This window comes from Faecalibacterium sp. HTF-F (assembly GCF_023347535.1).
Classification (GTDB): domain Bacteria; phylum Bacillota; class Clostridia; order Oscillospirales; family Ruminococcaceae; genus Faecalibacterium; species Faecalibacterium wellingii.
Genome location: NZ_CP094473.1, coordinates 2649128 through 2672484 on the forward strand (window position 1 = coordinate 2649128; position 23357 = coordinate 2672484).

The following is a 23357-nucleotide window of genomic DNA, read 5'->3' on the forward strand; positions in this document are numbered from 1 at the left end:
TCCTCCTCCCTGCAAAAATCACAGGATCACAGAATGTCCGGTAAAACCATAGATCGCCAGTGCCAGCACACCGATGTACACCAGCGTGATGGGCAGGCCGCGGAAGGCTTCCGGGATGGCCTTGCTGCGCAGGCGGTGGCGGGCTTCCGTTACCAGCAGCACCGCCAGCACATAGCCAAGGCCGCTGCCCAGACCAAACCCGAGGGACTGGCCCAGCGTAAAGCTCTGGGTGCGCTCCACCAGCACGGTGCCCAGCACACAGCTGTTCAGGCCCGCCAGCGGCACGATGCGCAGCAGTGCACTGCGGTGCGGCAGGCCCTTTGCCAGCCACAGCACCGCGTGTTCCAGCAGGCACACCACGGCGATGCTGGCAATATAGACCAGCGGGCGCAGCTGGGCACGGTTTGCCAGCGGCGCGATCCGGCTGCCGGCATACCATGCAAAGGGCGTTACCAAAATCTGGGTGATGCACAGCTGCATGCCGAACAGCCAGCTGCTGATGCGGTCATCGCCCACCAGCTGCACCAGACGGGACACGCCCAGCGCACGGGTAAAGACGGCGTTCTGTGCGAACACCGCCAGCAGTGCATAGTTGAAGAACACTGCACTGGTCGTAACAACATCTTTCATCCTTCGCGGTCCGCCTCCTTCTGGGAATGCACATCCACAAGGTTGCCCGCCTCTTTGGTGAGATATGCCCTGCGCCTTGCGGCCAGCGCACGCCATACCGCGCAAAGCACGCCCAGCACGATAAAGCCGCCCGCCGGCATCCCGGCCATGGGCAGCACCGGGCGGCTGACTGCCACGCCGAACACAGTGCCTGCGGCCAGCCATTCACGGATGCAGCCCAGCAGCACCAGCAGCAAAGCATAGCCCACGGTGATGCGCAGGCCCTTGGAAACGGCCTTGCGCACCGTCTCCTGTACGCGGCCGAAACGGTAGGTCAGCAGCGGCTCCACCGTGAGCATGGGCAGATAGATGCCAAGGCTCAGCAGGCCGGTGCCGAACAGCATGTTCAGGATGGGGTACACCGCCAGATACACCACAGCAGTGCTGAAGCCGTACACCAGTGCACGGGGCAGCAGCTTTTTCTGCAGCGTTTCCGGGGCAGGGTCCTCGTCGTACAGGGGCACAAGGCGGCTCAGCAGGCAGGCCAGCACGCGGGAGGGCACCAGCAGCAGCGCCACCGCCGCCGCCAGCATCACCGCATTCTGGCCGCTGGTGGCAAGCACCACCAGCGGGGCCAGACCCATGCCCTGCATGACCACCGGGTTATTCAGGAACACCCGGTCATGGTGGGCAAATTTGCCGGAGTCTTTTACGATCAGTTCAGCCGTTGCGCGTCTCATTGTGCTGCCCCCTTTCCGGCATCTGCCTGCAGATGGGTCAGGTGATACAGCTTTGCCTCGGTGCGGTCGATCCATGCCGACACACTGTTGACCACCAGCAGCGCAAAGCATACACCGGTCTCATACACGCCGTAGTAGCGGAAGCCCATGCTCACAACACCCACCAGCACACCGTACAGGATGCGGCCCATGCGGTGATGCACACAGGTATAGGGTTCGTTGAGCAGGAACACTGCACTGAACAGGATCGCGCCGGTGAGCAGCTCGTCCCGCACGCACCGCAGGCGGGGCAGCACATTTGCCAGCACGGCACTGTCGGCCAGACCCGCCTGCCGCGGGAAGAGGAAGGCGATCAGCGCACAGGTGAGCAGAAAGCTGACCGAGGCAGACATGTGGGCGTCCTTCTGGGTCCACAGAAACAGGCCGCAGGCCAGGATCACCAGCGCCGCGCCGGTGCCCATGGGGGCGGCATACTCGCCCAGACTCAGCACCAGCGAACGGATGTTCAGCATACCGCCGCTGCGCAGGGTGTCCTCAATGGTGCTGGACACCGGCACCATGGAAGCGTCCCACAGGGGGATGCTGGTGTAGGGCTGGGGGTAGCGGAACACCTGCTCCGGCCATGACACCGCCGCCACCACATAGCCCACAGCGGCGGGGTTGAAGGGGTAGCTGCCGTAGCCGCCGAAGATCTCCTTGCCGATGAGCACACCGGCAAGCACCGCGGCGATCAGAACATAGATATCCACCGTTACCGGCATCAGCAGGGCAATGACGAGTGCAAAGCTCTCGTTGGAAAAGTCACCGGCCTGATACACGCGGCGGCGCAGCAGCGAAACAAGACGGTCGCACAGATTTCCGGTGAGCACCGCGATGCCGCACAGCAGCAGAGGACGCACACCGTACAGGAAGCAGGCCATCCACAGCACCGGCACCGCCATAAAGCAGATATGCTTATAGTAGCGGCCGGTCTTCTGGAGCTGCGCTTCCTGTTCCCGGATCAAAGATTCATCCATAAATGGTTTTCCTTTCAAGGGTCAAAGGCTGGCGAGGTGCTGCACCGCTGCAGCAGGGTCTGCTGCACCGAACACCGCACTGCCCGCCACCAGAATATCGGCACCCGCTTCCACGCACTGGGGCGCGGTGGTGCTGTCCACACCGCCATCCACTTCCAGCAGGTAGTGTGCGCCGCGTGCCGCGCGCTCCGCCTTGAGCCAGCGCAGCTTGTCCAGCGCCGAGGGCATGAACTTCTGCCCGCCGAAGCCGGGCTCCACGCTCATCACCAGCACAAGGTCCAGCTGGTCAAGATAGGGTGCCAGCGCCTGCGGGTCGGTGCCGGGCTTGATGGTCAGGCCCACCTTGCAGCCCAGCGCCCTGACCGCATCGATGGTGGCCTGAATATCGTCCTCACACTCAAGGTGGAAGTTGTACAGGGTGGCACCGGCCTTGATGAAGGCTTCCGCATACTGCAGCGGGTGGCTGATCATCAGGTGCACATCATAAAAGGCATCCGGCAGGTTTTTGTGCAGGCTCTTGAGCACCGGCACGCCAAAGCTGATGTTGGGCACAAAGTGGCCGTCCATCACATCATAATGCAGCATCTGTGCACCGGCGTCCAGCACCATGCGGCAGTCTGCACCCAGTTTGCCAAAATCAGCAGAAAGAATCGAAGGACTTACGATCGCCATATTCTATCTTTACGCTCCGTTATTTTATAGTTTATTATTCCCCATTGTCCCACCATTGTGCCGGTTCACGGCCTTTGAAACAGCATGGACATGGTTATCTTTTAGTTTACATGAAAACGCCCAAAAAATCAAACCCGCCAACGGCTTTTTCACCGAAATGACGTATTTGGAAAGATCTGTCCATTTGCGAAGTAAACTCCCTCAGTCGCCGGGAAAACCCTCTCAGTCATCGCTGCGCGATGCCAGCTCCCCCGAAGGAGGAGCTTTTACGCATCTCACGGTCAGCACGAATAAAGCTCCCCCTGAGAGGAAAGACTTCCCCCGGCCGGGGGAAGATGTCGCGCAGCGACAAAAGGGGGAATCTGACAAAGCCATCAGGCTTTGACTGAGAGGGTTCGTCCCGCGCAAGGCACCCCCAGCGGCAAAGGTTCCCCACGCCAAAACAGCCAGACCACCCCGCTCCATGGGACAGTCTGGCTGGAAGTTCATTCTACGGGCTTCATGCTGGCGGGGTCTTCCACAACGGGCTCTCCGCCGGCCTCATCCGGCAGGCGCTTCATGCCGCCGGGGTTCGGTGCCACGGTGGGCAGGGTGAACACGAACCGGCACCACTCGCCCTGCTGGCTCTCCACCCGGATCTGCCCGCCGGAAAGGTTCACCAGCACCTTGCAGATGTTCAGGCCCAGACCCGCGCCCCGGGCATGCAGGCCGCGGGAGCGGTCCTCCTTGTAGAACCGCTGGAACACGTAGGGCAGCGCCTCCGGGCTGATGCCCTGACCGGAGTTCCAGATGGAGATCTCGGCTTCCGGGCCCAGCTTTTCCACCCTGAAGCGGATGGTGCCCCCTGCCGGGGTGAACTTGATGGCGTTGTCCAGCAGGTTATACACCACCTGATGGATCAGGTCGGGGTCGGCGTAGACCAGCACCTTTTCGTCCATGGTCAGGCCATCGATGTCGATCATGCCGTCGTTGATGCGCTGCTCTGCCGACAGCGCCACGCCGGTGATGGTCTCCCAGATGTTGAACATCCGGGCGTTCACCTGATATTCGCCGCTTTCCAGCTTGGAGAGATCCAGCATATTCTGGATGAGCCGTGCCAGACGGCCCGTTTCCTCGCTGACCAGCTGCAGGTAGTGGTTCTGCATATCCGGCGGGATGGTGCCATCCAGAATGCCGTCCACAAAGCCCTTGATGGTGGTCATAGGGGTGCGCAGCTCGTGGGCGATGTTGCCCATGAACTGGCCCCGGGAGTTGTCGTTCATCTGGATGTTGTCCGCCATGCGGTTGAAGGTGCGGGCAAGGTCTGCCACCTCGCCTTCGCCCTCCACGCCTTCCACGCGGACCGAAAGATCCCCGCCGCCAAAGCGCTGGGCGGCGTCCGTCACCTTCTGCAGCGGGTCGGTGAGCTGGCGCATCAGGATCTTGGTCAGGATGCTGGCGCACAGCAGCATCACGCAGGCCGACAGCAGGAAGTTGGACCAGAACTGCTGCTTGAACTGGGTCAGCTGCTCGCCGGAAGAGCACAGGAACAGGTAGCCGCTGGGCTGGCCGTGCTCATTGCGCATTTCGCTGACCGTGATGTAGCTTTTCCCGTCCAGCATACCGTCCAGCGTGCCGAACACATGGTAGTAGTCCGCATCGGCAGTGCCGATCTTCTCCATCATTTCTTTCGGCACGGTCAGGCTCTCCAGCTTGTCCGGGCTGGAGGCGATCATCACCCGGCCGTCGTTGTCGGTAAAGAACAGATAGGCCTCTGCGCTCTCGCCGATGATCTCCAGCTTGGTGCTCAGTGCGTCCAGCTCATCGCCTTCCGGCAGCTCCGCCTGCTGGACCAGATACTGGGCCGTGCGCTGGGTGACGCCCACCACCTGATCCAATGTTTCGTAGCGGTCCTTGGCGAAGTAGTTTTTGAACAGCACCCACTCCGAAGCTCCCATCAGCACGATGCCCAGCACCATCAGGGTGGACACCAGCGAGAAGAACGCCACCGAGATACTTTTGCGCATTACTGACGCACCTCGAACTTATAGCCAACGCCCCATACGGTCTTCAGCTCCCATTTATCGGAAGCACCGGCCAGCTTCTCGCGCAGGCGCTTGACATGCACATCAATGGTGCGGCTGTCGCCGTAATACTCAAAGCCCCACACCTCGTCCAGCAGCTGGTCGCGGGTGTAGACACGGTTCGGATGGGAGGCCAGGCAGTTCAGCAGTTCCAGCTCCTTGGGGGGAGCCTCCACCACCTTGCCCTTGACCCGCAGCTCATAGCTGTTCATGTCCAGACGCAGGTTGTCGAATTCGATCACGCCCTCGGTGCTCTCGGCAGCGGCAGTGGTGGTCTGGCAGCGGCGCAGCACCGCCTTGATGCGGGCCACCACTTCCTTGGCGTCAAAGGGCTTCACCATGTAATCGTCTGCACCCAGTTCCAGCCCCAGCACCTTATCAAAGGTCTCGCCCTTGGCCGTGAGCATCATCACCGGGGTGTTGCCCGCCTTGCGGATGCGGCGGCAGACCTCCAGACCATCCATCTTGGGCATCATCACATCCAGCAGCACCATATCGGGCTTGACCTGATTGAACTTTTCCAGACCTTCTTCGCCATCGTTTGCCACCGTGACCTGATAGCCCTCCTTGGTCAGGTACAGCCGCAGCAGCTCGCAGATATTGGTATCGTCGTCCACAACGAGGATCTTTTCGTTGGCCATAATGATTTCCTCCCATTTTATCGGATGCCCGCCGGGACGGGCAGAGCAGCAAAGTATTCCACTTCTTATTATACGGAAGAGTTATGACAAAATAAAGAAGGATTTGTATGATTTTTTCACGATTCCGGCCCGGCCTTACTCGATCATCAGCCGGATGATCTCCTCATTGGTCTCCTTCATGCCGTCCTTGCCCAGACGCCCGATGCCCTTGATGGTGGTCTCGATGTCCTTCATCACGATGCCGTCGCCGCCCTTGAACTCCTGATGGCACTTGTACATGTTATAGCCCAGCAGCGCCGCGTCCACCGAGGATGCGATCTTTGCCGCGCAGGAGGCCTTTGCGCCGTCGCACACGATGCCGGACACGATGGCCAGCGCATTGACCACCGTGTGGATGGCGGCCTGATAGCCGTCGCCGCACAGATATACGATGCCCGCGCCTGCGCCCGCACCGGCGCTGACTGCGCCGCAGTAGGCGGACAGGGTGCCGATGCCGGTCTTTTCGTGGATGGCCACCAGATTGGAAATGATAAGGGCACGGTAAAGCTTTTCCTTGCCGCTGTGCAGCTCCTTGGCGTATTCAATAAGCGGCACCGAGCAGGTGATGCCCTGATTGCCGCTGCCGGAGTTGATGATGACCGGCAGCTCGCAGCCGTTCATGCGGGCGTCCGAACCGGCGGCCGCCTTGGCCTTGGCCCGGATGGACACATCATTGCCGTAAGTAGAAAGCAGCACCCGGCCGATGTTCGCGCCATAGTCGCCCAGAAGGCCCTCCTCTGCAATGGCGTTGTTGTAGCGGATCTGGCGTTCCAGCAGGTCCGCCACATCCTGCAGGTCGGCGGTCTCGGCAAAGTCCCAGATGTCCTTCATGTTCAGCAGGCTGCGGTCCGCCCGGCTGTCCCGCCGGGCCTCCTCGTTCAGCAGCGGCTTTTCGTAGAGCACCCGGCCGTTCTTTTCGATCAGGCAGATGTTGGTGTGAAAATCCGCAATGCGCACCTTTGCGTAGGAATCCCCGCTGCGCTCGGTAACGATGATATCGAACACATGCCCCTGCTCGATGTGCTGGATGGAAATGGGCACCGTCTGCAGATAGTCCCGGATGGCAGCCTTCTTGTCCTCGCTGACCTCCGAGATCACTTCCAGCTCCTTTTCTGCCGAGCCGGCGATGATTCCCGCCGCCACAGCGGCTTCCATGCCTTTCAGGTGGCCGGTGTTGGGCACGATGACGCTCTTCACGTTTTTGATGATGCTGCCGCTCACCTGCAGCTGCACGCTCTCGGGCAGTGCGCCCAGCACCTCGCGTGCCCGGGCCGCAGCATAAGCCAGTGCAATGGGCTCTGTGCAGCCCATTGCCGGGATGAGCTCTTCTTTTAATATTTCTACATACGCCTGATAGCGCGGATCACTGCGTTCCATGACGGTTCCCTGCCTTTCCTGTCGATTCGATATTTACCAACAGGAGTAGTATACTATAGAACCCGCGCAATGTAAAACAAATTCTTCCCCGCCCGCAGGACCGGCTATTGCAAAGCGCAGACCGCAGAAGTAGAATAGGAGCATCCAAACCGATAAATCCACGGAGGTTCTTCCAAATGATCGAAAAAGAAGTACAGGAACTGCTGTCCTTCATTGACGGCAATCCTACCGCATACCACACCACTGCATCCGTCCGGAACATTCTGCTGAAGGAAGGCTTTTCCGAGCTGCTGGAGAGCCGCCGGTGGCAGCTGGAGCCCGGCAGGAGCTATTTCGTCTGCCGCAACGGCTCCAGCATCCTTGCGTTCCGCATGGGAGAGCAGCTGGAAAACTACAGCTTCAACGTGGCTGCTGCCCACACGGACTCCCCCTGCTTCCGCATCAAGGAAAACGCCGAGATCCACATGGGCCGGAAGTACACCAAGCTGAACACCGAGGGCTACGGCGGCATGATCTGCTCCACATGGATGGACAGGCCGCTGTCGGTGGCAGGCCGCGTGCTGATAAAGGAGAACAATGCCATCACTTCCCGCCTGCTCACGCTGGACCGCGACCTGCTGATGATCCCCAGCGTAGCTATCCACATGGATCGCGAAGTCAACGACAAGGCTTCCTACAACAAGCAGGTGGATATGCTGCCTTTGCTGGGCGGTGCCGCCGAGGAAGGCGTGCTGAAAAAGCTGATCGCCGCCGAGCTGCAGGTCGCAGAAGAGCAGATCCTTGGCAGCGACCTGTTCCTCTGCATCCGCGAAAAGGCCGCCGTCTGGGGCTGCAATGAGGAGTTCATCTCCTCCGGCCGTCTGGACGACCAGCAGTGTGTGTTCGGCATCCTGAAAGGCTTTCTGAACGCGCACTGCGCCCGCTCCATCAATGTTGCCGCCTTCTTCGACAACGAAGAAGTGGGTTCCGGCACCAAGCAGGGCGCAGCTTCCACCTTCCTGTACGATGTACTGCACCGCATCGCGCAGAACGTCTGCCCCGGCGATGAGGACTTCCACCGTGCGGTGGCGTCCAGCTTCATGTTCAGCGCCGACAACGCCCACGCCGTGCACCCCAACCACCCGGAATACACCGATGTGAACAACTGCACCTACATGAACGAGGGCGTTGTGGTCAAGGTCCACGCCGGCCAGAAGTACACCAGCGACGGCATGAGCATGGCCGTGGCAAAGGAGCTTGCCGCCCGCGCCGGTGTCCCGCTACAGTACTTTGCCAACCGTTCTGATAAGGTCGGCGGCAGCACGCTGGGCAACCTTGCCATGGCGCAGGTATCCATGAACTGCGTGGACATCGGCCTGCCGCAGCTGGCCATGCACTCCTGCTACGAGACCGCCGGTGCCCGGGACACCGTTTCTCTCATCCGGCTGATGGAGGAATTCTACGCCAGCCACTTTGAAGAGACCGCATCCGGCACTCTTACCATCAGCAAGTAAGGCCCGTACAACTCAAATTATAAGGACCGCTCTTGGAAAAGCAGCACTGCTCTTCCGCGGGCGGCTTTTCGTTTCCACTTAAGTGAGTATTGAGAAAAAACGTCCATTGTGCTACAATTATCCTGTTATAATATCGCTTTTTACCGCAGCGTAAAATCTTTTTCGCAAGGAGTATAATAAAATGAAATTAGGTATCGTCGGCCTGCCGAATGTCGGCAAGTCCACTCTGTTCAATGCCATCACCTCCACCAAGAATGCAGAAGCTGCAAACTATCCCTTCTGCACCATCGAGCCGAACAGCGGCATCGTGGCCGTGCCGGACAAGCGTCTGGACAAGCTGGCCGAGATCTGGCAGACCAATAAAAAGACCCCTGCCATCGTGGAATTCGTGGATATCGCAGGTCTTGTGAAGGGTGCCAGTCAGGGCGCGGGTCTGGGCAACAAGTTCCTGGGCCACATCCGCGAGTGCGACGCCATTGTGCATGTGGTGCGCTGCTTTGACGATGATAACATCATCCATGTGGTGGAGGATGTTTCCAAGGCCGAGGCCGTGGACCCCATTGCCGACATCGACGCCATCGACTACGAGCTGATCCTGTCCGACCTTGAGGTGGTGCAGAACCGCGCAGGCCGCATGGCAAAGGCTGCCAAGAGCGGCAACAACAAGGGTGCTGCCGCCGAAGCCGCATGGCTGCAGCAGCTGGCCGATCACCTGAGCGCAGGCAAGCCTGCCCGCAGCTTTGATTTTGACGAGAGCGATGCCGAGCAGCAGACCGTACTGCATGAGATGGGTCTGCTGAGCGCTAAGCCGGTGCTGTACGCCTGCAACGTGGGCGAGGATGACCTGATGGAGGGCATCGAAAACAACAAGTATGTCCCGCTGGTGGCCGCACGCGCCAAGGAAGAGGGCGCACGCTACATTCCCATCTGCGCCAAGACCGAGGAGGATATCGCCGACTATTCCCCCGAGGAAAAGAAAGCTTTTCTGGCTGAAATGGGCATTGAAGCCAGCGGTCTGGACAACCTCATCACCGCCAGCTACGACCTGCTGGGCCTGATCTCCTTCCTGACCGACGGCAAGAAGGAGTGCCGCGCATGGACCATCCGCAAGGGCACCAAGGCACCGCAGGCTGCCGGCAAGATCCACAGCGATTTCGAGCGCGGCTTCATCCGTGCCAGCGTCATTGGCTACAGCGATCTGGAAGCCAACAACTTCGATTATGCCGCCGTCAAGGCCAAGGGCCTGCAGCGCACCGAGGGCAAGGAGTACGTTGTCAACGACGGCGATGTGATCGAGTTCCTGTTCAACGTCTGATTTTCGGCAAAGATGCCGCTTCCGGTTTCGCCCCTTCCCGTGAAAAAGTAAGTTCCAAAAGCCCACAGGCTTTTGGAACTTACAAAATCAAAAATAAATTTCCGCTATATATGGCCAGAGCGCACGCGTCGGCCATTTAAAATCGTAAAAGAGGTTTCCTATGATTTTCGGTATTATGGGCGCAATGCCCGATGAAGTCGATCAGCTGTGTGCAAAGCTGGAAAACGTCACCGTGGAGCCCTACGGCGGCGTGGATTACCACAAGGGCACGCTGGCCGGTAAACAGGTGGTGGTGTGCTGTGCCGGCATGGGCAAGGCCAATGCCGCCGCCACCACGCAGGTGCTCATCACAAAATTCGGCGCGGAGAAGATCATCTTTTCCGGCATCGCAGGCAATATGACCTCGAAGATCGGCATTGGTGATGTGGTCATCGGCAAGACCGTGCTGTACCATGACGCCCAGCTGGACATGATCTGCCAGAACCCGCCGTTCCTCAAGGAATACACCGGCGACCCGGAGCTGATCGCCGCCGCCGAAAAAGCCTGCGCCGAAGCAGGTGTGAAGGCTCTGGTGGGCAAGATCGCCACCGGTGACCTGTTTGTGGGCGACAGCGAGACCAAGGCTGCCATTGAAGCCAAATGCGCCCCCGACTGCGTGGAGATGGAGGGTGCCGCTGTGAGCCAGATCGCTGCCAAGAACGGTGTGCCCTGCGTCATCCTGCGCGCCATGAGCGACAACGCCGACGAGGACGGCCACGAGGTGCTGGTGGTGAAAAAGTTCAGCATTGCGGAATATGTAGCCACCGCCACCAGGATCGTGGCAGCAATGGTGGAAGCACTGTAAAAAAGAACCCTCTCAGTCAATGCTTCGCATTGCCAGCTCCCCCAAAAGGGGGAGCTTTTGACATTCCGGAAACGTTTTCCGTTTTGCCAATGGCTCGCCCTTCGGGAGAGCTGGCGAACAAAGTGAGCCTGAGAGGGTTTTCTTTTACAAGAACTGCTCCAGCTTTACCCGGCTGTCCTCCTGAAACTCCTGCAGCCTTTGAGCAAGACGCTTTGCGCCGGGCGCGGCATTGGGGTAATCCTTCTGGGCCTTTACGCAGTCCACCACCCCCATGCCGCTGCCCTGCGTGAGCATTTCGGCCAGATTGCGGGTGGATTTGTCCGTCAGGGTCTTGATGCCAATGCCCATTTTCGTGTTCAGCTTTGCCATGGCGCTCTGCCCCTGCGCGGTGCCGCCGCAGGCCTCGATGGCGGTGTGTGCTTCCTGATTGAGCTGGTGGTACACATTGCGCTGGCGCAGCAGCTCGGCCTTGAACTGCACATCATCGGTCATCGGCACGATCTGTTCCAACGTATTCTTGCCCATCTCCGTGTTCTGCACCACGGCTTCCAGCAGGTTCAGGTTGTCGTTCTTCTGGTTTTCCATACAAAAAATCCCCCTTCTGGCCTTAGTCTGCGCCAAAAGGGGGATTTTATACACTGGTTTTATTCTGCACGCATCTGATCGCCGCCGGCGTTCTGTGCCTCCCGCAGGCGTGCATCGCACAGCTCGTACAGCGCCTGCCAGTTCTTTGCGGAGACATCCTCCAGCCCGGCTGCGCCGCAGCTCAGGGTAAAGGGCACCCGGCGCATCATGCCGGTGGTGGTGATGCATTCCCGGGGCATCTGCTGATACAGGTTCCGCATCTCCTCTGCCAGCTGTTTGCCGTCGGTGTCCAGACAGCCCACCGCAAAGATGCTGCCGGTCAGGCGGCAGACTACGCGGGTCTCAGGGGTATCAAAGCTCTTTTTCCACTGGTTGCCCACAAAGCAGTGCAGCTGGTCCATCACAGGCTGGCCGTAGGTGTCCCGCAGCTTCTGGCCGTTGTCGATGCTCACCAGCGCCACAGCCGCCTTGCGGCCCTGCGCTGCACACTGTTCCAGCTTTTGGGCAAACACCGTTTCCAGATAGCGGCGGTTGTACACGCCGGTAAGGAAATCGTGGCTCATATCCTCGCGGCACAGCTCCCGCTCCCGGGGCGTCATGCGCTCTTCCGGCAGCACATTGCCTGCCAGCGGTGCGCACATTTCCAGCTCCCAGCATTTGCCGTCCGCTTCCACTCTGCGGTGCAGCACACAGTCCACACGGCCATTGCGCAGCTCATAGTCCACCCGCAGGCCATCGTCCTGCCAGCCGTCACAACGCGGCGCTTCGGTCAGGGTCACTGCCTCAAATACGGCCTGCGCTGAGCGCGCAAGTTCCCGCAGATCCTGCTCGGTACATTCTTTCTTCATGTAATTTTCCCCATCATCTGCGCACGCGGCGCTCCCGTATCCCGCGTGCAGTCGCCTGTTCCCCATATGTTCAGGAACCATCTGCCGCATTATGCATCCCGCGCCCGCCGCTCTGTTTCCGGGAATCCCGGGAACGCATCAGGTAAAGAAAAATGGTATAATGCCGCTTTAGCAACATTATACCATTCAGCTTCCGATTTTACCAGCAAAACGCACAATTTTCTGCCGGAGTTTTTACATTTTCGTCAAATTGCTAAGCGCCCACCGCTCTGTGCCTTCTGTTTATACGCGGCAGTACACACTGCACTCGTCGTGGATGGTCTTGGCCAGTGCCTTGGCGGCAAAGCCGCCGGCGGCGCGCCATGCCCAGTTTCCGCCCAGCTTGCCGGGCGTGTTCAGGTGTGCTTCCGCGCCCAGACCCAGCCAGTCGTACATGGGGATGATAGCCCGGTCGGCCACCGACCCCAGCGCTGCGCGCAGCAGAGCGATGCGGACATCATCGGTCCGGATGGCCGCCAGCTCCTTTGCGGTGGGCTTTACGCCGGTCAGGTGCAGGTAAGCGGCAGCGGCAGCCTTTTCCTTTTCGGAAGCGCCGTTCTCCCACCAGTCGGTCAGGGTGGTGTTATCGTGGGTGCCGGGATACACCACGCTGTTCTTGACGTGGTTGTGGGGCAGATACTCGCTGTCCCCACCGCTGAAGGCGAACTGCAGCACCTTCATGCCCGGGAAGGTGCTGTCGGCCAGCAGCTTTCGCACGCTGGGGAACAGTTCGCCCAAGTCCTCGGCAATGATGGGCAGCTTGCCAAGGGCAGCTTCCAGCGCATCGAACAGCTCCATGCCGGGGCCGTTCTCCCACTTGCCGGTGCGGGCGGTGGTGCTGTCCGCCGGGATGGCCCAGTAGGTATCGAAGCCGCGGAAGTGGTCGATGCGCAGCAGGTCGTAGATGCCCAGTGCGTGGCGCACCCGGCGCACCCACCACGCGTAGCCGGTCTTTTTGTGGTAGGCCCAGTTGTACAGCGGGTTGCCCCACAGCTGACCGTCTGCAGAGAAGTAATCCGGCGGGCAGCCCGCTACACGGGCAAAGCCGCCGTCGGCATCCAGCTCAAACAGCGCGCCGCCCACCCATGCATCCACCGAGTCGGCAGAGACGTAGATGGGGATGTCGCCCAGGATCTGCACGTCCTTTTTGTTGGCGTAGGTCTTCACCGCCTGCCACTGGGCCGCAAACTTGTACTGCACGAACTTCCAGAAGCCGATCTCGTCCTCGTTTTCGGCGGCAAAGGCGGCAAGGGCCTTCTTGTCGCGCAGACGGTAGGGCTTGTCCCACTCCACCCAGTTCTTCATGCCGTTGGCTGCCTTCAGGGCCATGTACAGGGCGTAGTCGTCCAGCCACTCCTCGTTGGCAAGGGTAAAGGCATAATAATCATCCGGGAAGTAATATGCACAGCCATGCAGCCCGGCGCACTGCTTGCGCCATGCGGCGTAAGCGGTGCGCAAAACCTTAAAGCGGCTCACGTACAGGGTGCCGTAGTCCACCTCTTTGGGGTTCGTGCCCCATTTTTCGGCCTTGAGCTGGGCGGCGGTGAGCAGCCCCTCTTCCTTCAGGGTGTCAAGGTCGATGAAATAGGGGTTGCCCGCAAAGGCCGAGCAGCTCTGATAGGGGCTGTCGCCGTATCCGGTGGGGCTCAGGGGCAGGATCTGCCAGATCTTCTGGCCCGCTTGTGCCAGAAAATCCACGAACTCGAAGGCTTCCTTGCCAAAACAGCCGATACCGTAAGGGCCGGGCAGGCTGGACACCGGCATCAGGATTCCACTTTCACGCATGCTATTACCTTCCTCATTTTTAACATTTTATGGGAATATCGTTGTTTCTTATCATAACATATCCGCAGACTATTTTCCACAGGCAAAAAACGTGGTATACTTAATTTTACGGGATAACCGTCCTTGCCCTCTCCGTCACGGCTTGCGCGGGAGCGCCTGAGAGGGCGAGGACGCTAAAGGTTGCAGCGGCTGTTTCCCTTTACGACCCCACCCGTGAAAATGGGATTCAGGAAAGTCCGCAGACTTTCCTGAATCCCGAAATAAAAATAAATTTTCCGCTGAATATGGCCAGAGCCTGCGGCGGCCATTTTAAATCGTCAAACTGCACCCTGAACAGGAGGTACCCGCGCCATGCAGCGCACAGAAAAATACTTTGAACCGGACGCCTTCCGCACCCAGTGCGAGAGCGTCATCCTTGCCGCAGAGCCGGACGAAAAGACCGGCGGCGGGCGCATTGCGCTGGACGGCACAGTGTTTTACCCGGAGGGCGGCGGTCAGCCTGCCGACCGGGGCACCCTGACCCTGCCGGACGGCACCACGCTGAATGTGACCGATGTGCACGAGCGCGACGGCATCCTCTGGCACAGCGTGGACGCCCTGCCGGAAAGCGCTGTTCCCGGCACTGCCGTTTCCGGCTGCATCGACTGGGAATGGCGCTTTGACAAAATGCAGCAGCACACCGGTGAGCACATCCTCTCCGGCATCCTGCACCAGATGTTCGGGGCCGAGAATGTGGGCTTCCACATCGGTTCCGAGGCCGTGCGCATGGACACCAGCGTGCCCATTTCTGCCGAGGGCCTGCGGGCAGCCGAGCTTGCCGCCAACCGCATCGTGTGGCAGGATGTGCCGGTGCTGGTCAGCTACCCCACCCGGGAGGAGCTTGCCGCCCTTGTCTACCGCTCCAAAAAGGAGATCGAAGGGCAGGTGCGCATCGTGACCATCCCGGGTGCGGACGTCTGCGCCTGCTGCGGCACCCACACCCGCACCACCGGTCAGGTGGGACAGATCAAAATTCTGGCATCTGAGAACTACAAGGGCGGCGTGCGGCTGAGCGTGGTGTGCGGAGCCCGTGCGCTGGAAGCGGCACAGGCCATGCGTGCCCGTCAGGCCGACATCGGGGCGCTGCTCTCCGCCAAGGCCGACCAGACCGCTGTGGCGGTGCATCGCGTCTACGACGAGTATACTGCGCTCAAGTTTACACACTTTGGCGTATGTTCTCAGCTGTTCGATGCACTTGCCCAGCTGGCAGGCCCCGGTGAGGACGCCATCCGCACAGTGCCCGGCCTTGACCCGGACGGACTGCACCGACTGGCGGTGCGCCTGACCGAAGCCACCACCGGTCTCTGCGCCGCCCTGACCCCCACCGAAAAGGGCACCGGCTACTGCATCGCGCAGGCAGACGGCGATGTGCGCGCCCTGACCAAAGCCCTGAACGCCGCCCTGAACGGACGCGGCGGCGGCAAGCCCGGCATCTGTCAGGGCAGCTGCGCCGCCGCACCGGAACAGGTGGAGGAATTTTTGCGGGAGCAGGAATAACCCTCTCAGTCAACGCCTGATGGCGTTGCCAGATTCCCCCTTTTGTCGCTGCGCGACATCTGTTCCTCTCTTTGTCACCTGCAGTGACATTTCTCCCCGGCGCGGGGAGAATCTGTCCCGACCGGGGGAAGTCTTTCCTCTCAGGGGGGCTTCTATTGCAAAATCGAATAGCTTTCCCTCTTATGGTCAAAAAGCTTCCCCTTTCGGGGAGGCTGCCGAGCGAATGCGAGGCTGAGAGGGTTCACAACATCAAGGAGAACAACAAACTATGAGAATGCGTTTCAAACCCTATGCCCACGACGAGCTGATGGCAGCCGACTTCCATGTGCATGAGCCGCTGATCTGGGGCGGCAAGTGGCACGGTCAGTACGCCCGCCCGGAGCAGCCCTTTGTGCTGGAACTGGGCTGCGGCAAGGGCGGCTTCATCTCCCAGCTGGCCTGCGCCCACCCGGAGAACAACTATCTGGGCATCGATATCACCGATAAGGTGCTCATCCTCGCCAAGCGCAAGATCGAAGCCGCCTATCAGGCTGCGGGCCGCCCCATCGACAACGTGAAGATCATGAGCACCGACATCGAGCGCATCAAGGGGGTCATTACCGCCGAGGATACGGTCAGCCGCATCTACATCAACTTCTGCAACCCGTGGAGCAAGAACGGCTCTTCCCACAAGCACCGCCTCACCTACCCGCGCCAGCTCATCAACTACCGCGAGTTCCTCAAGGACGGCGGCGAGATCTACTTCAAGACCGACGACGATGATCTGTTCCGCGACAGTCTGGAATACTTCCCCGCTTCCGGCTACGACATCGAGTGGATGACCTACGACCTCCACGAGAACGAGCCGGAGTGGAACATCCGCACCGAGCACGAGGGCATGTTCACCGAAATGGGCATCAAGATCAAGGCCCTGATCGCCCGCAAGAACCCGGACCCCGCCAGCGTGACCTGGATCGAGCCCAAGGTCCTCAAGCGTCAGGCCCGCGAAGCCGCCGAGGCCGAAGCCCGGGCTGCACAGGAAGGCGAAGGCAATGAATGACCCCTGCGAGATCTGCCTGAACAATGTGCAGGACGAGTATGGCAGCTGGTACTGTGCTCAGGGCGGTTGTCTGGACGAGGACGAGATGGCCCGCTATCTTTCCCGCAGCACGGCCGCCTGCCCGTTCTTTGAGCCGGGCGACGAATACAAGATCGTACAAAAGCAGAACTGACCTGCGCAGCAGCATGATTCTCACAGGAGGTGTTTTATGCTCAACTTTCTCACGACCACCACAGTGTGCGGCTTTTCGCTGTACCATGTGCTGGCCTTCTTCCTCATTTACTCCTGCACTGGCTGGTGTCTGGAGGTCATCTTTGCCGCCGCCACCACCGGTCAGCTGGTGAACCGCGGCTTTCTCAACGGCCCGGTGTGCCCCATTTACGGCTTTGGCATGATCATCGTGCTGTTCGCCCTGACCCCTCTGCAGGACAGCGTCCTGCTGCTGTACATCGGCGGCGTCATCCTGCCCAGTGCGCTGGAGCTGGTGGGCGGCTGGGCACTGTATAAGCTCTATCACACCCGCTGGTGGGACTACAGCGACTTTCCCTTCAACATCGGCGGCTATATCTGCCTGCAATTCAGCCTGCTGTGGGGCGTGGGCACGCTGGTGGTCATGCGCATCGTCCACCCGGTCGTCGCCGGTCTTGTGGACATGGTCCCGCCCTTTATTGGCCTTGTCGTCATGTGTGTGCTCTATGCGGTCTACGCGGCAGACGTGGTCGTTACGGCCTTTGCCGCCTCCGGTCTGGCCCAGACACTGGACGCCATGGAACAGCTGGCCGACAGCATCCATGCCGTTAGCGATGCCATGACCCAGCTGCTGGGCACCACCGCCCTGAACGCCGACCAGAAGCTGGACGAGCAGCGCCTGCAGCTCAAGCTTGCTGCCGCCGAGGCCCGTGAGGCCGCACCGGAAAAGCGCGCCCTGCGTGAAACGCTGGCTGCCGTCCGCGCCAAGACCGATGAGGCCCGCGAGGCCGCAAAGCGTGCTTCCGAGATCGCCAAGCTCAACACGGCCGAAGCCGCCAAAGCCGCACAGCTGGCCGCCAAGGGCACGGTGGAGCGTGCTGCCGAGCTGCTGCGTCTGGAACAGCTGGCCGAGGAGCTGCAGGCCCGCAGCGACGAAATGCAGGCCCAGCTGCTGCGCACCCCCCGCATCGTGGGCCCGCGCCGCATGCTGCGCGCCTTTCCCGGCCTGAAGCACGGCGTGAAAAAGACCACCCTCAAGGCCCTGCGCCTTGGTCTTGCCCGCCGGGAAACCCCCAAAGAAGAACCGAAGAACGACGGCTCCGACACCCGCAGGGACGCCTGAGACCGCCGCCCAAAAGACCGCTGCATCCCGTGCAGCGGTCTTTTTATGCCCTGTCTTCCGGACCAGACCGGCGTTCCGTTCTCTTTTGTTATAAAGTTTTAAATATCTATTTCCAAAGGTTTAAAATCGTGTTATACTGTTCTGCAGAATGACACATTTTGTCGAAAACGTCTAACAGCGAGGGGTTTACAATGTCCGAAGAACTAAAGTTGAATAAAAATGTCAGCGCACCGCAGCCCGATGCGCTTGCACAGATCGCTCGCAAAGACGACTTCCTGCAGCAGCTGCAGGAGTTTCTGGCGCAGCACAAAGGCGAGAACTGGTGTGTTGCCGCCATCGATCTCGAGCATTTTAAACTGTATACCGAGCTGTACGGTGCTCCGCAGGCGCGCAACCTGATGCTGTCCCTTGCCGCCCTTCTGCTGGAGCACAGCAAGGTGACCGGTTCTCCGGTGGGCTACTTTGGCAGTGACGATTTTGTGCTCTGCCTGCCGGACGACAAGGAGCAGCAGCTGGCCATCATCAGCCAGCTGCAGACCTGCGTGAACAACCACAGGCAGGACGTCACCTCCTTCCTGTCTTTTGGTGTGTGCCCTGTGGCCGAACATCCGGACGCAGACGCACAGACCCTGTGCAGCTATGCGCAGATCGCGTCGGTAGACCCCTGCCCGGCCGTGGGCGGTGTGCACCGCTTTACGCCGACCATGCTCAGCCGGATCAAGGAGCAGCGCCAGCTGCTGAGCGAGCTGGAACACGGCCTGAAAAATCACGAGTTCTGTTTCTTTCTGCAGCCCAAGTGCAACAGCATGACCCGCGCCATCGTGGGCATGGAAGCACTGGTGCGCTGGAACCACCCCACCCGCGGCTGCGTGCCCCCGTCTGAGTTCATGCCCCTGCTGGAAAGCACCGGCCTTGTGACCCAGCTGGACCAGTACATCTGGGAATCTGTCTGCAAGACCCTGCGCAAGTGGCAGGAGAGCGACAGCAATCTTGTGCCGGTATCCGTGAACGTTTCCGTGGTGGATATCGTCAATCTGGATGTGCCGCAGATCTTCTCCGACCTTGTGGAAAAGTATCAGCTGGAGCCCAAGCTCCTGCTGGCCGAGATTACCGAGACCATGCTGGCCGAAAATGCTTCTCTGGTGGAAAACGCCATTCAGGGCCTGCACCGCAAGGGCTTCTCTGTGATGATGGACGACTTCGGCAGCGGCTATTCTTCGCTGAACATGCTCAAGGACACCAATGTGGACGCCATCAAGCTGGACATGAAGCTCATCGACATGAACCAGCAGAACCGCAGCAAGGGCGTGCAGATCGTGGAATCGGTGGTGGATATGGCCCACCGCCTGAACCTGCCCATCATCGCCGAGGGCGTGGAAACGCCGGAGCAGGTCTCCATGCTGCAGGCCGCCGACTGCCTGTATACGCAGGGCTATTATTTCTACAAGCCCATGCCGGTGGAGAACGCCGAGGCCCTGCTGGCCCAGCCCAACAGCGAGGATTACTGGGATATGCGCCGCGACCTGCTGCGCCGTGACCGCCGGGTCCCCGTCTCCGACAGTGAGCAGACCGCACTGGCACTGCAGGCCTACCAGATCTTTGCGGATAATGTGCTGGAGCTTTCCCTGCTAAATCTTTCCACCGGCGAATACCGGGTCATCAAGCGGGATCCGCGCCTGCCCGGTGCGGGTTCGGACGCCGAGGAGGACTTTGCCGCCTACTGTGAGCGCATGGTGACGAACAAGGTGATCCACCCGGACGACGCGGAGATGTTCACCGACCAGACCGATCTGGAGGCCCTGCGCTCCGCTGTTTTCAGCACCCAGCAGCCGGAGGCCTACCGCTTCCGCAAAAACGTGTCCGGCCAGTTCGTGTGGATCACCATGGAGTTCCTGCCCTGCCGCAACTGCTGCGCCCAGAACCCCTGGGCCACCGTGGTGGTGCGTGAGGATGCACAGGCCGACCAGCTCAGCGAGGAGCTGGACTTCTCCTACAGCCACGACACCCTGACCGGCCTGCTGAACCGCAGCCTCTTTGAGACCGATCTGCGGACGCTGCAGTCCAGCGAATACGACTCCATGGTGTGCACCTACATCGACGTGGTGGGCCTGCACGAGATCAACAACCATCTGGGCCACCGCAGCGGCGACTCCATGCTCTGCTTCATTGCCAATGCGGCCCGCAAGTTCTTTGCTTCCAGCCGCATCTACCGCATCGGCGGTGACGAATTTGTGATCCTCACCCCGAACCAGCCCCCCTACAGTGTGTGGGTGTCTGTGGACAGAATGCGTGCTTTCCTGCGCGAGAAGGAGTATGAGATCTCGGTGGGCATCCAGAACACCAATGACCTGCACCGGCTGGACGACGCCATAAATCAGGCTGAAGCTGCCATGCGGCAGGACAAGCAGGCCTATTACGCCCGCAACGGTCAGGAGCGCCAGCTGCGCGGCCTGAACGAGAAGCTGGAGCAGACCCTGACCGAAAAGCGGGATGCCGAGCACTTCCTGCGGGTCCTTGCCCCCAAGTTCAAGAGCGTGTTCGTTGTGGACCTGAAGACCGACCGTATGCGCGGTGTGATCGTCCCGGACTATTTCCAGAAAATTCTGGGCACCTCCGGCGGCTCTTTCCTCGCCGTTCTGCAGCAGTACCGTGATACGCAGGTGCAGCCCGCCTACCGCGAGAGTCTGGCAGACCTGCTGGACTACAACTATATCCGCAGCAAGGTCCTGACCGGCGATATCGTGGAGCACACCTATAAAAAGATCGACAACACCACCTTCCGCGTCAAGGTGACACCCTACTCCAGGAGCGGCTCTCATATCGATGAAACGCTCTGGATCTTCTCGGATGAAGGGGCATCCCTTACCCCCCCCCAGTCAAAATAAATGATTAAACGTTAAAAAAAATCGGAAACGACCGCGGTCGTTTCCGATTTTTGTTTTTACAGAAAAGTTGTGCCGGGTGCCCAGAGCAAAGCGGAGGGCATTTTAAATGGTCAGACCCACAGATTTTCCGGGTACTGGCCCTCTGCCGTTTTGCGGGCGATGGCTTCCACCACCAGCGGCTTGTCCTCGCGATAGGTGACGCCGTACCATTTATCGGTGCTGCGCAGCACCTGGATCTTCGCTTTGCCCTCTTCGATGAGCTCTGTGACGACCAGCGGCAGGAAATACTCGCACTTGAGCGGGTTTTTGGGCAGATTCTCGGTCAGCCAGCCTGCAAAGCGCTGCTCGGCCTCATCCAGAAAGCTTTTGCCGAAGCCCCACAGGTTCATGCTCACCGGGGTATCGCCGGGCAGGTCGGTCCAGCTCTCGCCGCCGTCCTCGGTAAAGTGCACGCCGTTCTCGTACGTTTCAATGCGGGTGCGCTCGGTCACGCTGTGCAGGGTGCCGTCAGGGTCGGTCACGCACACGCCGCGGGCCACGCTGCCGTTCTCGGAGACGGTGTTCCGGAGCAGATAGCTTACCATGCAGTAGTCGTAATAGCTGCCGTCCTCGTGGGTGGACAGGTAATCATACATCACCCGGAAGGCCTCCGGGCCGTAATAATCATCGGCATTGATGACCGCAAACGGGCCGTCGATGAGGTCCTTTGCAGCCAGAACGGCGTGGCAGGTGCCCCAGGGCTTGACGCGGCCCTCCGGCACGGCAAAGCCTGCGGGCAGCTCGTCCAGCTGCTGGAAGGCGTATTTCACCTGCATCGCCTTGGACACCCGCTCGCCGATGGCCGCTTTGAAGGCGTCCTCGATCTCATGCTTGATGACAAAGATCACCGTCTCAAAGCCTGCGCGGCGGGCATCGTAAAGGGAATAGTCCACGATGACCTGACCATTGGGGCCCACCGGGTCGATCTGCTTCATGCCGCCGTAACGGCTGCCCATGCCAGCCGCCATGACCACCAGTACCGGTTTCTTCATATAAAGTTCCTCCCGTATCTGAGCCGCAGCCGCGGCAGAATATTCATGGCTCCATTATACTCCATTTTGGACAGAAAAACAATTTGAAATAGCTCCGCTTCAGGGAAATCAATTTTTGCAGCTTGACCCGGATCAAAAGCGCCGTGCCAGCTCTCGGGTGACTGCCCTCTCAGTCATCTCGCTTTGTTCGATGCCAGCTCCCCCTGAGAGGAAAGACTTCCCCCGGCCGGGACAGATTCTCCCCGCGCCGGGGAGAAATGTCACTGCAGGTGACAAAGAGAGGAACAGATGTCGCGCAGCGACAAAAGGGGGAATCTGGCAAAACCGTCAGGTTTTGCCTGAGAGGGTTCCACCAATCGCGGCTATCCGTTTGAGCCTCTGTGTGAAAATGAGTTTGTCGCGGCCCGCAGGCCGCGACAAACTCAAAAATACAAAATTCATTCCGCTGATAATGGCAGAGCGAAGCGGAGCCATTTTTCAATGGTCTCTTCGTTCCGCAAGCCAAAATTTCCAAAATATGCAATTTATACTTGCAAAGTATTGTTTTTACGATGTAAATATTGTATATTGGTATCATTCACCGCAGGTTTTGCCTGTCAAAATGCGTCTCAAAAAGAAAGCACTGCTTTCCAATCCAACCAAGAAAGAGGTATTTTATTATGAATGAAGCCGTTACCAAGCGCTTTCTGCTGTATTTCCGCCTGATGCTACTGGTGTGGATCCTGATCGCCAACGCCATCATCCATGTGACCGGCATGGAGTACAGCTGGCTGATCTTCCTGAGCAATATCATGATGTTCACGCTGGAGGGCGATGTAAAAGATCGCTTCGTCACCGTTGAGCTGGGTGGTCTCGTGGGCCTGATCCTCACTGTGATCGCCCTGCTTTCCATCACGGCCCTGACCCCGGTGCTGGGCGGCTTCTTCGGCTTCCTCATCCCGCTGGCCGTGGTGCTGTTCATCCTCATCATCCTGCACCCCTACGCACCCAAGGTGCTGAACAACGTGGGCTTTGCCTACCTGACCGTGGCCTGCATCGACACCACCGCTCTGGCCACCCACCTGCCCCAGTTCTTCATCACCTTCATCGTGGGTTCGGTCCTCTTCAACGGCGTGTGCGTGCTGCTGATGAAGCCCGCCAAGGCTCTGGCCGTCAAGAGCGTCCAGAAGGAAAACGCGTAACTCTCTTTACGGAGTATATACATAAGCGAAGGCCCCGTTCCCATCGGAACAGGGCCTTCGCCGTTTATGTGTTGTTATTTGCCGAAAATTGCACACTGTCGATTTTTGTGCTATACTGGTCACGCTGCCCTTCCCATTCTGGCATCAGAAGGGGGTGAGGACCGATGAACTCAATTTTAGTCAACTTTCTCGTGGCTGTCGCAGCGCAGGTAACGGCAAACTATCTGTGCACGTGGCTTGATAGTCACCGCAAGGGCAAGTAAGCACAAGAACCCCCTTGGAGCGGCAACTCCGAGGGGGTTCACTT

General features: G+C 59.6%; 21 protein-coding genes. 10 read left to right on the forward strand and 11 right to left on the reverse strand.

The genetic code is table 11. The features are described from left to right. Positions 1 to 18: 18 nt before the first annotated feature. The 7 genes from MTP37_RS12510 to MTP37_RS12540 all read right to left on the reverse strand — a co-directional run bounded on the left by MTP37_RS12510 (position 19) and on the right by MTP37_RS12540 (position 7157). On the reverse strand, positions 19 to 630 hold the full coding sequence (locus MTP37_RS12510; RefSeq protein ID WP_249237554.1) for an Rnf-Nqr domain containing protein: 612 nt from the start codon (positions 628 to 630) through the stop codon (positions 19 to 21). Then, entirely contained in the window at positions 627 to 1349 is a 723-nt protein-coding gene (locus MTP37_RS12515; RefSeq protein WP_249237555.1) for an Rnf-Nqr domain containing protein, read from the reverse strand. The genes MTP37_RS12510 and MTP37_RS12515 overlap by 4 nt, the downstream gene beginning before the upstream one ends. Next, positions 1346 to 2365 carry an RnfABCDGE type electron transport complex subunit D gene (locus MTP37_RS12520; protein ID WP_249237556.1) on the reverse strand — a complete coding sequence of 340 codons (1020 nt, stop codon included), beginning with the start codon at positions 2363 to 2365 and terminating at the stop codon, positions 1346 to 1348. Before MTP37_RS12520 ends, MTP37_RS12515 begins: the two co-directional genes overlap by 4 nt. Before the next feature lie 21 nt (positions 2366 to 2386). After that, on the reverse strand, positions 2387 to 3037 hold the full coding sequence (gene rpe, locus MTP37_RS12525; RefSeq protein ID WP_249237557.1) for a ribulose-phosphate 3-epimerase: 651 nt from the start codon (positions 3035 to 3037) through the stop codon (positions 2387 to 2389). 485 nt (positions 3038 to 3522) lie between these two features. Then, positions 3523 to 5043, reverse strand: coding sequence for a sensor histidine kinase (locus MTP37_RS12530; RefSeq protein WP_249237558.1), 1521 nt, complete (start codon positions 5041 to 5043; stop codon positions 3523 to 3525). Further along, positions 5043 to 5741, reverse strand: a complete 699-nt coding sequence (locus MTP37_RS12535; RefSeq protein WP_005938284.1) for a response regulator transcription factor — start codon at positions 5739 to 5741, stop codon at positions 5043 to 5045. The genes MTP37_RS12530 and MTP37_RS12535 overlap by 1 nt, the downstream gene beginning before the upstream one ends. 135 nt (positions 5742 to 5876) lie before the next feature. Beyond that, a complete protein-coding gene (locus MTP37_RS12540) occupies positions 5877 to 7157 on the reverse strand; it encodes an L-cysteine desulfidase family protein (RefSeq protein WP_249237559.1) in 1281 nt (426 codons plus the stop codon). A gap of 176 nt (positions 7158 to 7333) precedes the next feature. Between MTP37_RS12540 and MTP37_RS12545 the strand changes: the two genes are divergently transcribed. The 3 genes from MTP37_RS12545 (at position 7334) to MTP37_RS12555 (ending at position 10809) form a co-directional block, all read left to right on the forward strand. Next, on the forward strand, positions 7334 to 8650 hold the full coding sequence (locus tag MTP37_RS12545; RefSeq protein ID WP_249237560.1) for a M18 family aminopeptidase: 1317 nt from the start codon (positions 7334 to 7336) through the stop codon (positions 8648 to 8650). A 181-nt stretch (positions 8651 to 8831) separates the two neighbouring features. Continuing rightward, positions 8832 to 9965: a redox-regulated ATPase YchF gene (ychF, locus tag MTP37_RS12550; protein WP_249237561.1), complete on the forward strand. Its 1134-nt coding sequence runs from the start codon at positions 8832 to 8834 to the stop codon at positions 9963 to 9965. A 160-nt stretch (positions 9966 to 10125) separates the two neighbouring features. Continuing rightward, positions 10126 to 10809, forward strand: coding sequence for a 5'-methylthioadenosine/adenosylhomocysteine nucleosidase (locus MTP37_RS12555; protein ID WP_249237562.1), 684 nt, complete (start codon positions 10126 to 10128; stop codon positions 10807 to 10809). 144 nt (positions 10810 to 10953) lie between these two features. Here the strand turns inward: MTP37_RS12555 and MTP37_RS12560 are convergent, their stop codons facing one another. The 3 genes from MTP37_RS12560 to malQ all read right to left on the reverse strand — a co-directional run bounded on the left by MTP37_RS12560 (position 10954) and on the right by malQ (position 14066). Beyond that, positions 10954 to 11394 carry a hypothetical protein gene (locus tag MTP37_RS12560; protein ID WP_249237563.1) on the reverse strand — a complete coding sequence of 147 codons (441 nt, stop codon included), beginning with the start codon at positions 11392 to 11394 and terminating at the stop codon, positions 10954 to 10956. A gap of 59 nt (positions 11395 to 11453) precedes the next feature. Next, complete coding sequence (locus MTP37_RS12565; RefSeq protein ID WP_249237564.1) at positions 11454 to 12242, reverse strand: GGDEF domain-containing protein; 789 nt, start codon at positions 12240 to 12242, stop codon at positions 11454 to 11456. 282 nt (positions 12243 to 12524) lie between these two features. After that, complete coding sequence (gene malQ, locus MTP37_RS12570; protein ID WP_249237565.1) at positions 12525 to 14066, reverse strand: 4-alpha-glucanotransferase; 1542 nt, start codon at positions 14064 to 14066, stop codon at positions 12525 to 12527. 351 nt (positions 14067 to 14417) lie between these two features. On the opposite strand from malQ, the gene MTP37_RS12575 reads away from it, so the two are divergent. The 5 genes from MTP37_RS12575 to MTP37_RS12595 all read left to right on the forward strand — a co-directional run bounded on the left by MTP37_RS12575 (position 14418) and on the right by MTP37_RS12595 (position 20838). Then, positions 14418 to 15602, forward strand: coding sequence for an alanyl-tRNA editing protein (locus MTP37_RS12575; RefSeq protein WP_249237566.1), 1185 nt, complete (start codon positions 14418 to 14420; stop codon positions 15600 to 15602). Between the two features lie 268 nt (positions 15603 to 15870). Next, complete coding sequence (gene trmB / locus MTP37_RS12580; RefSeq protein WP_249237567.1) at positions 15871 to 16641, forward strand: tRNA (guanosine(46)-N7)-methyltransferase TrmB; 771 nt, start codon at positions 15871 to 15873, stop codon at positions 16639 to 16641. Continuing rightward, the gene (locus MTP37_RS12585) at positions 16634 to 16813 is read left to right on the forward strand and encodes a DUF6472 family protein (RefSeq protein ID WP_097777082.1); all 180 of its coding nucleotides are present in this window, start codon (positions 16634 to 16636) and stop codon (positions 16811 to 16813) included. The genes trmB and MTP37_RS12585 overlap by 8 nt, the downstream gene beginning before the upstream one ends. Positions 16814 to 16849: 36 nt before the next feature. Then, positions 16850 to 17953: a putative ABC transporter permease gene (locus tag MTP37_RS12590; RefSeq protein WP_249237568.1), complete on the forward strand. Its 1104-nt coding sequence runs from the start codon at positions 16850 to 16852 to the stop codon at positions 17951 to 17953. A gap of 191 nt (positions 17954 to 18144) precedes the next feature. Further along, entirely contained in the window at positions 18145 to 20838 is a 2694-nt protein-coding gene (locus MTP37_RS12595; RefSeq protein WP_249237569.1) for a GGDEF domain-containing protein, read from the forward strand. 110 nt (positions 20839 to 20948) lie between these two features. Here the strand turns inward: MTP37_RS12595 and MTP37_RS12600 are convergent, their stop codons facing one another. Further along, entirely contained in the window at positions 20949 to 21869 is a 921-nt protein-coding gene (locus tag MTP37_RS12600; protein ID WP_249237570.1) for a nucleotidyltransferase family protein, read from the reverse strand. 115 nt (positions 21870 to 21984) lie between these two features. Between MTP37_RS12600 and MTP37_RS12605 the strand changes: the two genes are divergently transcribed. Both MTP37_RS12605 and MTP37_RS12610 read left to right on the forward strand, forming a co-directional pair. After that, complete coding sequence (locus MTP37_RS12605) at positions 21985 to 22536, forward strand: hypothetical protein (RefSeq protein WP_249237571.1); 552 nt, start codon at positions 21985 to 21987, stop codon at positions 22534 to 22536. After that, positions 22529 to 23050 carry a hypothetical protein gene (locus MTP37_RS12610; RefSeq protein WP_249237572.1) on the forward strand — a complete coding sequence of 174 codons (522 nt, stop codon included), beginning with the start codon at positions 22529 to 22531 and terminating at the stop codon, positions 23048 to 23050. Before MTP37_RS12605 ends, MTP37_RS12610 begins: the two co-directional genes overlap by 8 nt. Positions 23051 to 23357: the final 307 nt, after the last annotated feature.

What these genes read in the sequence shown, in the direction of transcription:
- MTP37_RS12510 (WP_249237554.1), bottom strand. Translation starts at nt 630, where the DNA reads ATGAAAGATGTTGTTACGACCAGTGCAGTGTTCTTCAACTATGCACTG.
- MTP37_RS12515 (WP_249237555.1), bottom strand. Translation starts at nt 1,349, where the DNA reads ATGAGACGCGCAACGGCTGAACTGATCGTAAAAGACTCCGGCAAATTT.
- MTP37_RS12520 (WP_249237556.1), bottom strand. Translation starts at nt 2,365, where the DNA reads ATGGATGAATCTTTGATCCGGGAACAGGAAGCGCAGCTCCAGAAGACC.
- rpe (WP_249237557.1), bottom strand. Translation starts at nt 3,037, where the DNA reads ATGGCGATCGTAAGTCCTTCGATTCTTTCTGCTGATTTTGGCAAACTG.
- MTP37_RS12530 (WP_249237558.1), bottom strand. Translation starts at nt 5,043, where the DNA reads ATGCGCAAAAGTATCTCGGTGGCGTTCTTCTCGCTGGTGTCCACCCTG.
- MTP37_RS12535 (WP_005938284.1), bottom strand. Translation starts at nt 5,741, where the DNA reads ATGGCCAACGAAAAGATCCTCGTTGTGGACGACGATACCAATATCTGC.
- MTP37_RS12540 (WP_249237559.1), bottom strand. Translation starts at nt 7,157, where the DNA reads ATGGAACGCAGTGATCCGCGCTATCAGGCGTATGTAGAAATATTAAAA.
- MTP37_RS12545 (WP_249237560.1), top strand. Translation starts at nt 7,334, where the DNA reads ATGATCGAAAAAGAAGTACAGGAACTGCTGTCCTTCATTGACGGCAAT.
- ychF (WP_249237561.1), top strand. Translation starts at nt 8,832, where the DNA reads ATGAAATTAGGTATCGTCGGCCTGCCGAATGTCGGCAAGTCCACTCTG.
- MTP37_RS12555 (WP_249237562.1), top strand. Translation starts at nt 10,126, where the DNA reads ATGATTTTCGGTATTATGGGCGCAATGCCCGATGAAGTCGATCAGCTG.
- MTP37_RS12560 (WP_249237563.1), bottom strand. Translation starts at nt 11,394, where the DNA reads ATGGAAAACCAGAAGAACGACAACCTGAACCTGCTGGAAGCCGTGGTG.
- MTP37_RS12565 (WP_249237564.1), bottom strand. Translation starts at nt 12,242, where the DNA reads ATGAAGAAAGAATGTACCGAGCAGGATCTGCGGGAACTTGCGCGCTCA.
- malQ (WP_249237565.1), bottom strand. Translation starts at nt 14,066, where the DNA reads ATGCGTGAAAGTGGAATCCTGATGCCGGTGTCCAGCCTGCCCGGCCCT.
- MTP37_RS12575 (WP_249237566.1), top strand. Translation starts at nt 14,418, where the DNA reads ATGCAGCGCACAGAAAAATACTTTGAACCGGACGCCTTCCGCACCCAG.
- trmB (WP_249237567.1), top strand. Translation starts at nt 15,871, where the DNA reads ATGAGAATGCGTTTCAAACCCTATGCCCACGACGAGCTGATGGCAGCC.
- MTP37_RS12585 (WP_097777082.1), top strand. Translation starts at nt 16,634, where the DNA reads ATGAATGACCCCTGCGAGATCTGCCTGAACAATGTGCAGGACGAGTAT.
- MTP37_RS12590 (WP_249237568.1), top strand. Translation starts at nt 16,850, where the DNA reads ATGCTCAACTTTCTCACGACCACCACAGTGTGCGGCTTTTCGCTGTAC.
- MTP37_RS12595 (WP_249237569.1), top strand. Translation starts at nt 18,145, where the DNA reads ATGTCCGAAGAACTAAAGTTGAATAAAAATGTCAGCGCACCGCAGCCC.
- MTP37_RS12600 (WP_249237570.1), bottom strand. Translation starts at nt 21,869, where the DNA reads ATGAAGAAACCGGTACTGGTGGTCATGGCGGCTGGCATGGGCAGCCGT.
- MTP37_RS12610 (WP_249237572.1), top strand. Translation starts at nt 22,529, where the DNA reads ATGAATGAAGCCGTTACCAAGCGCTTTCTGCTGTATTTCCGCCTGATG.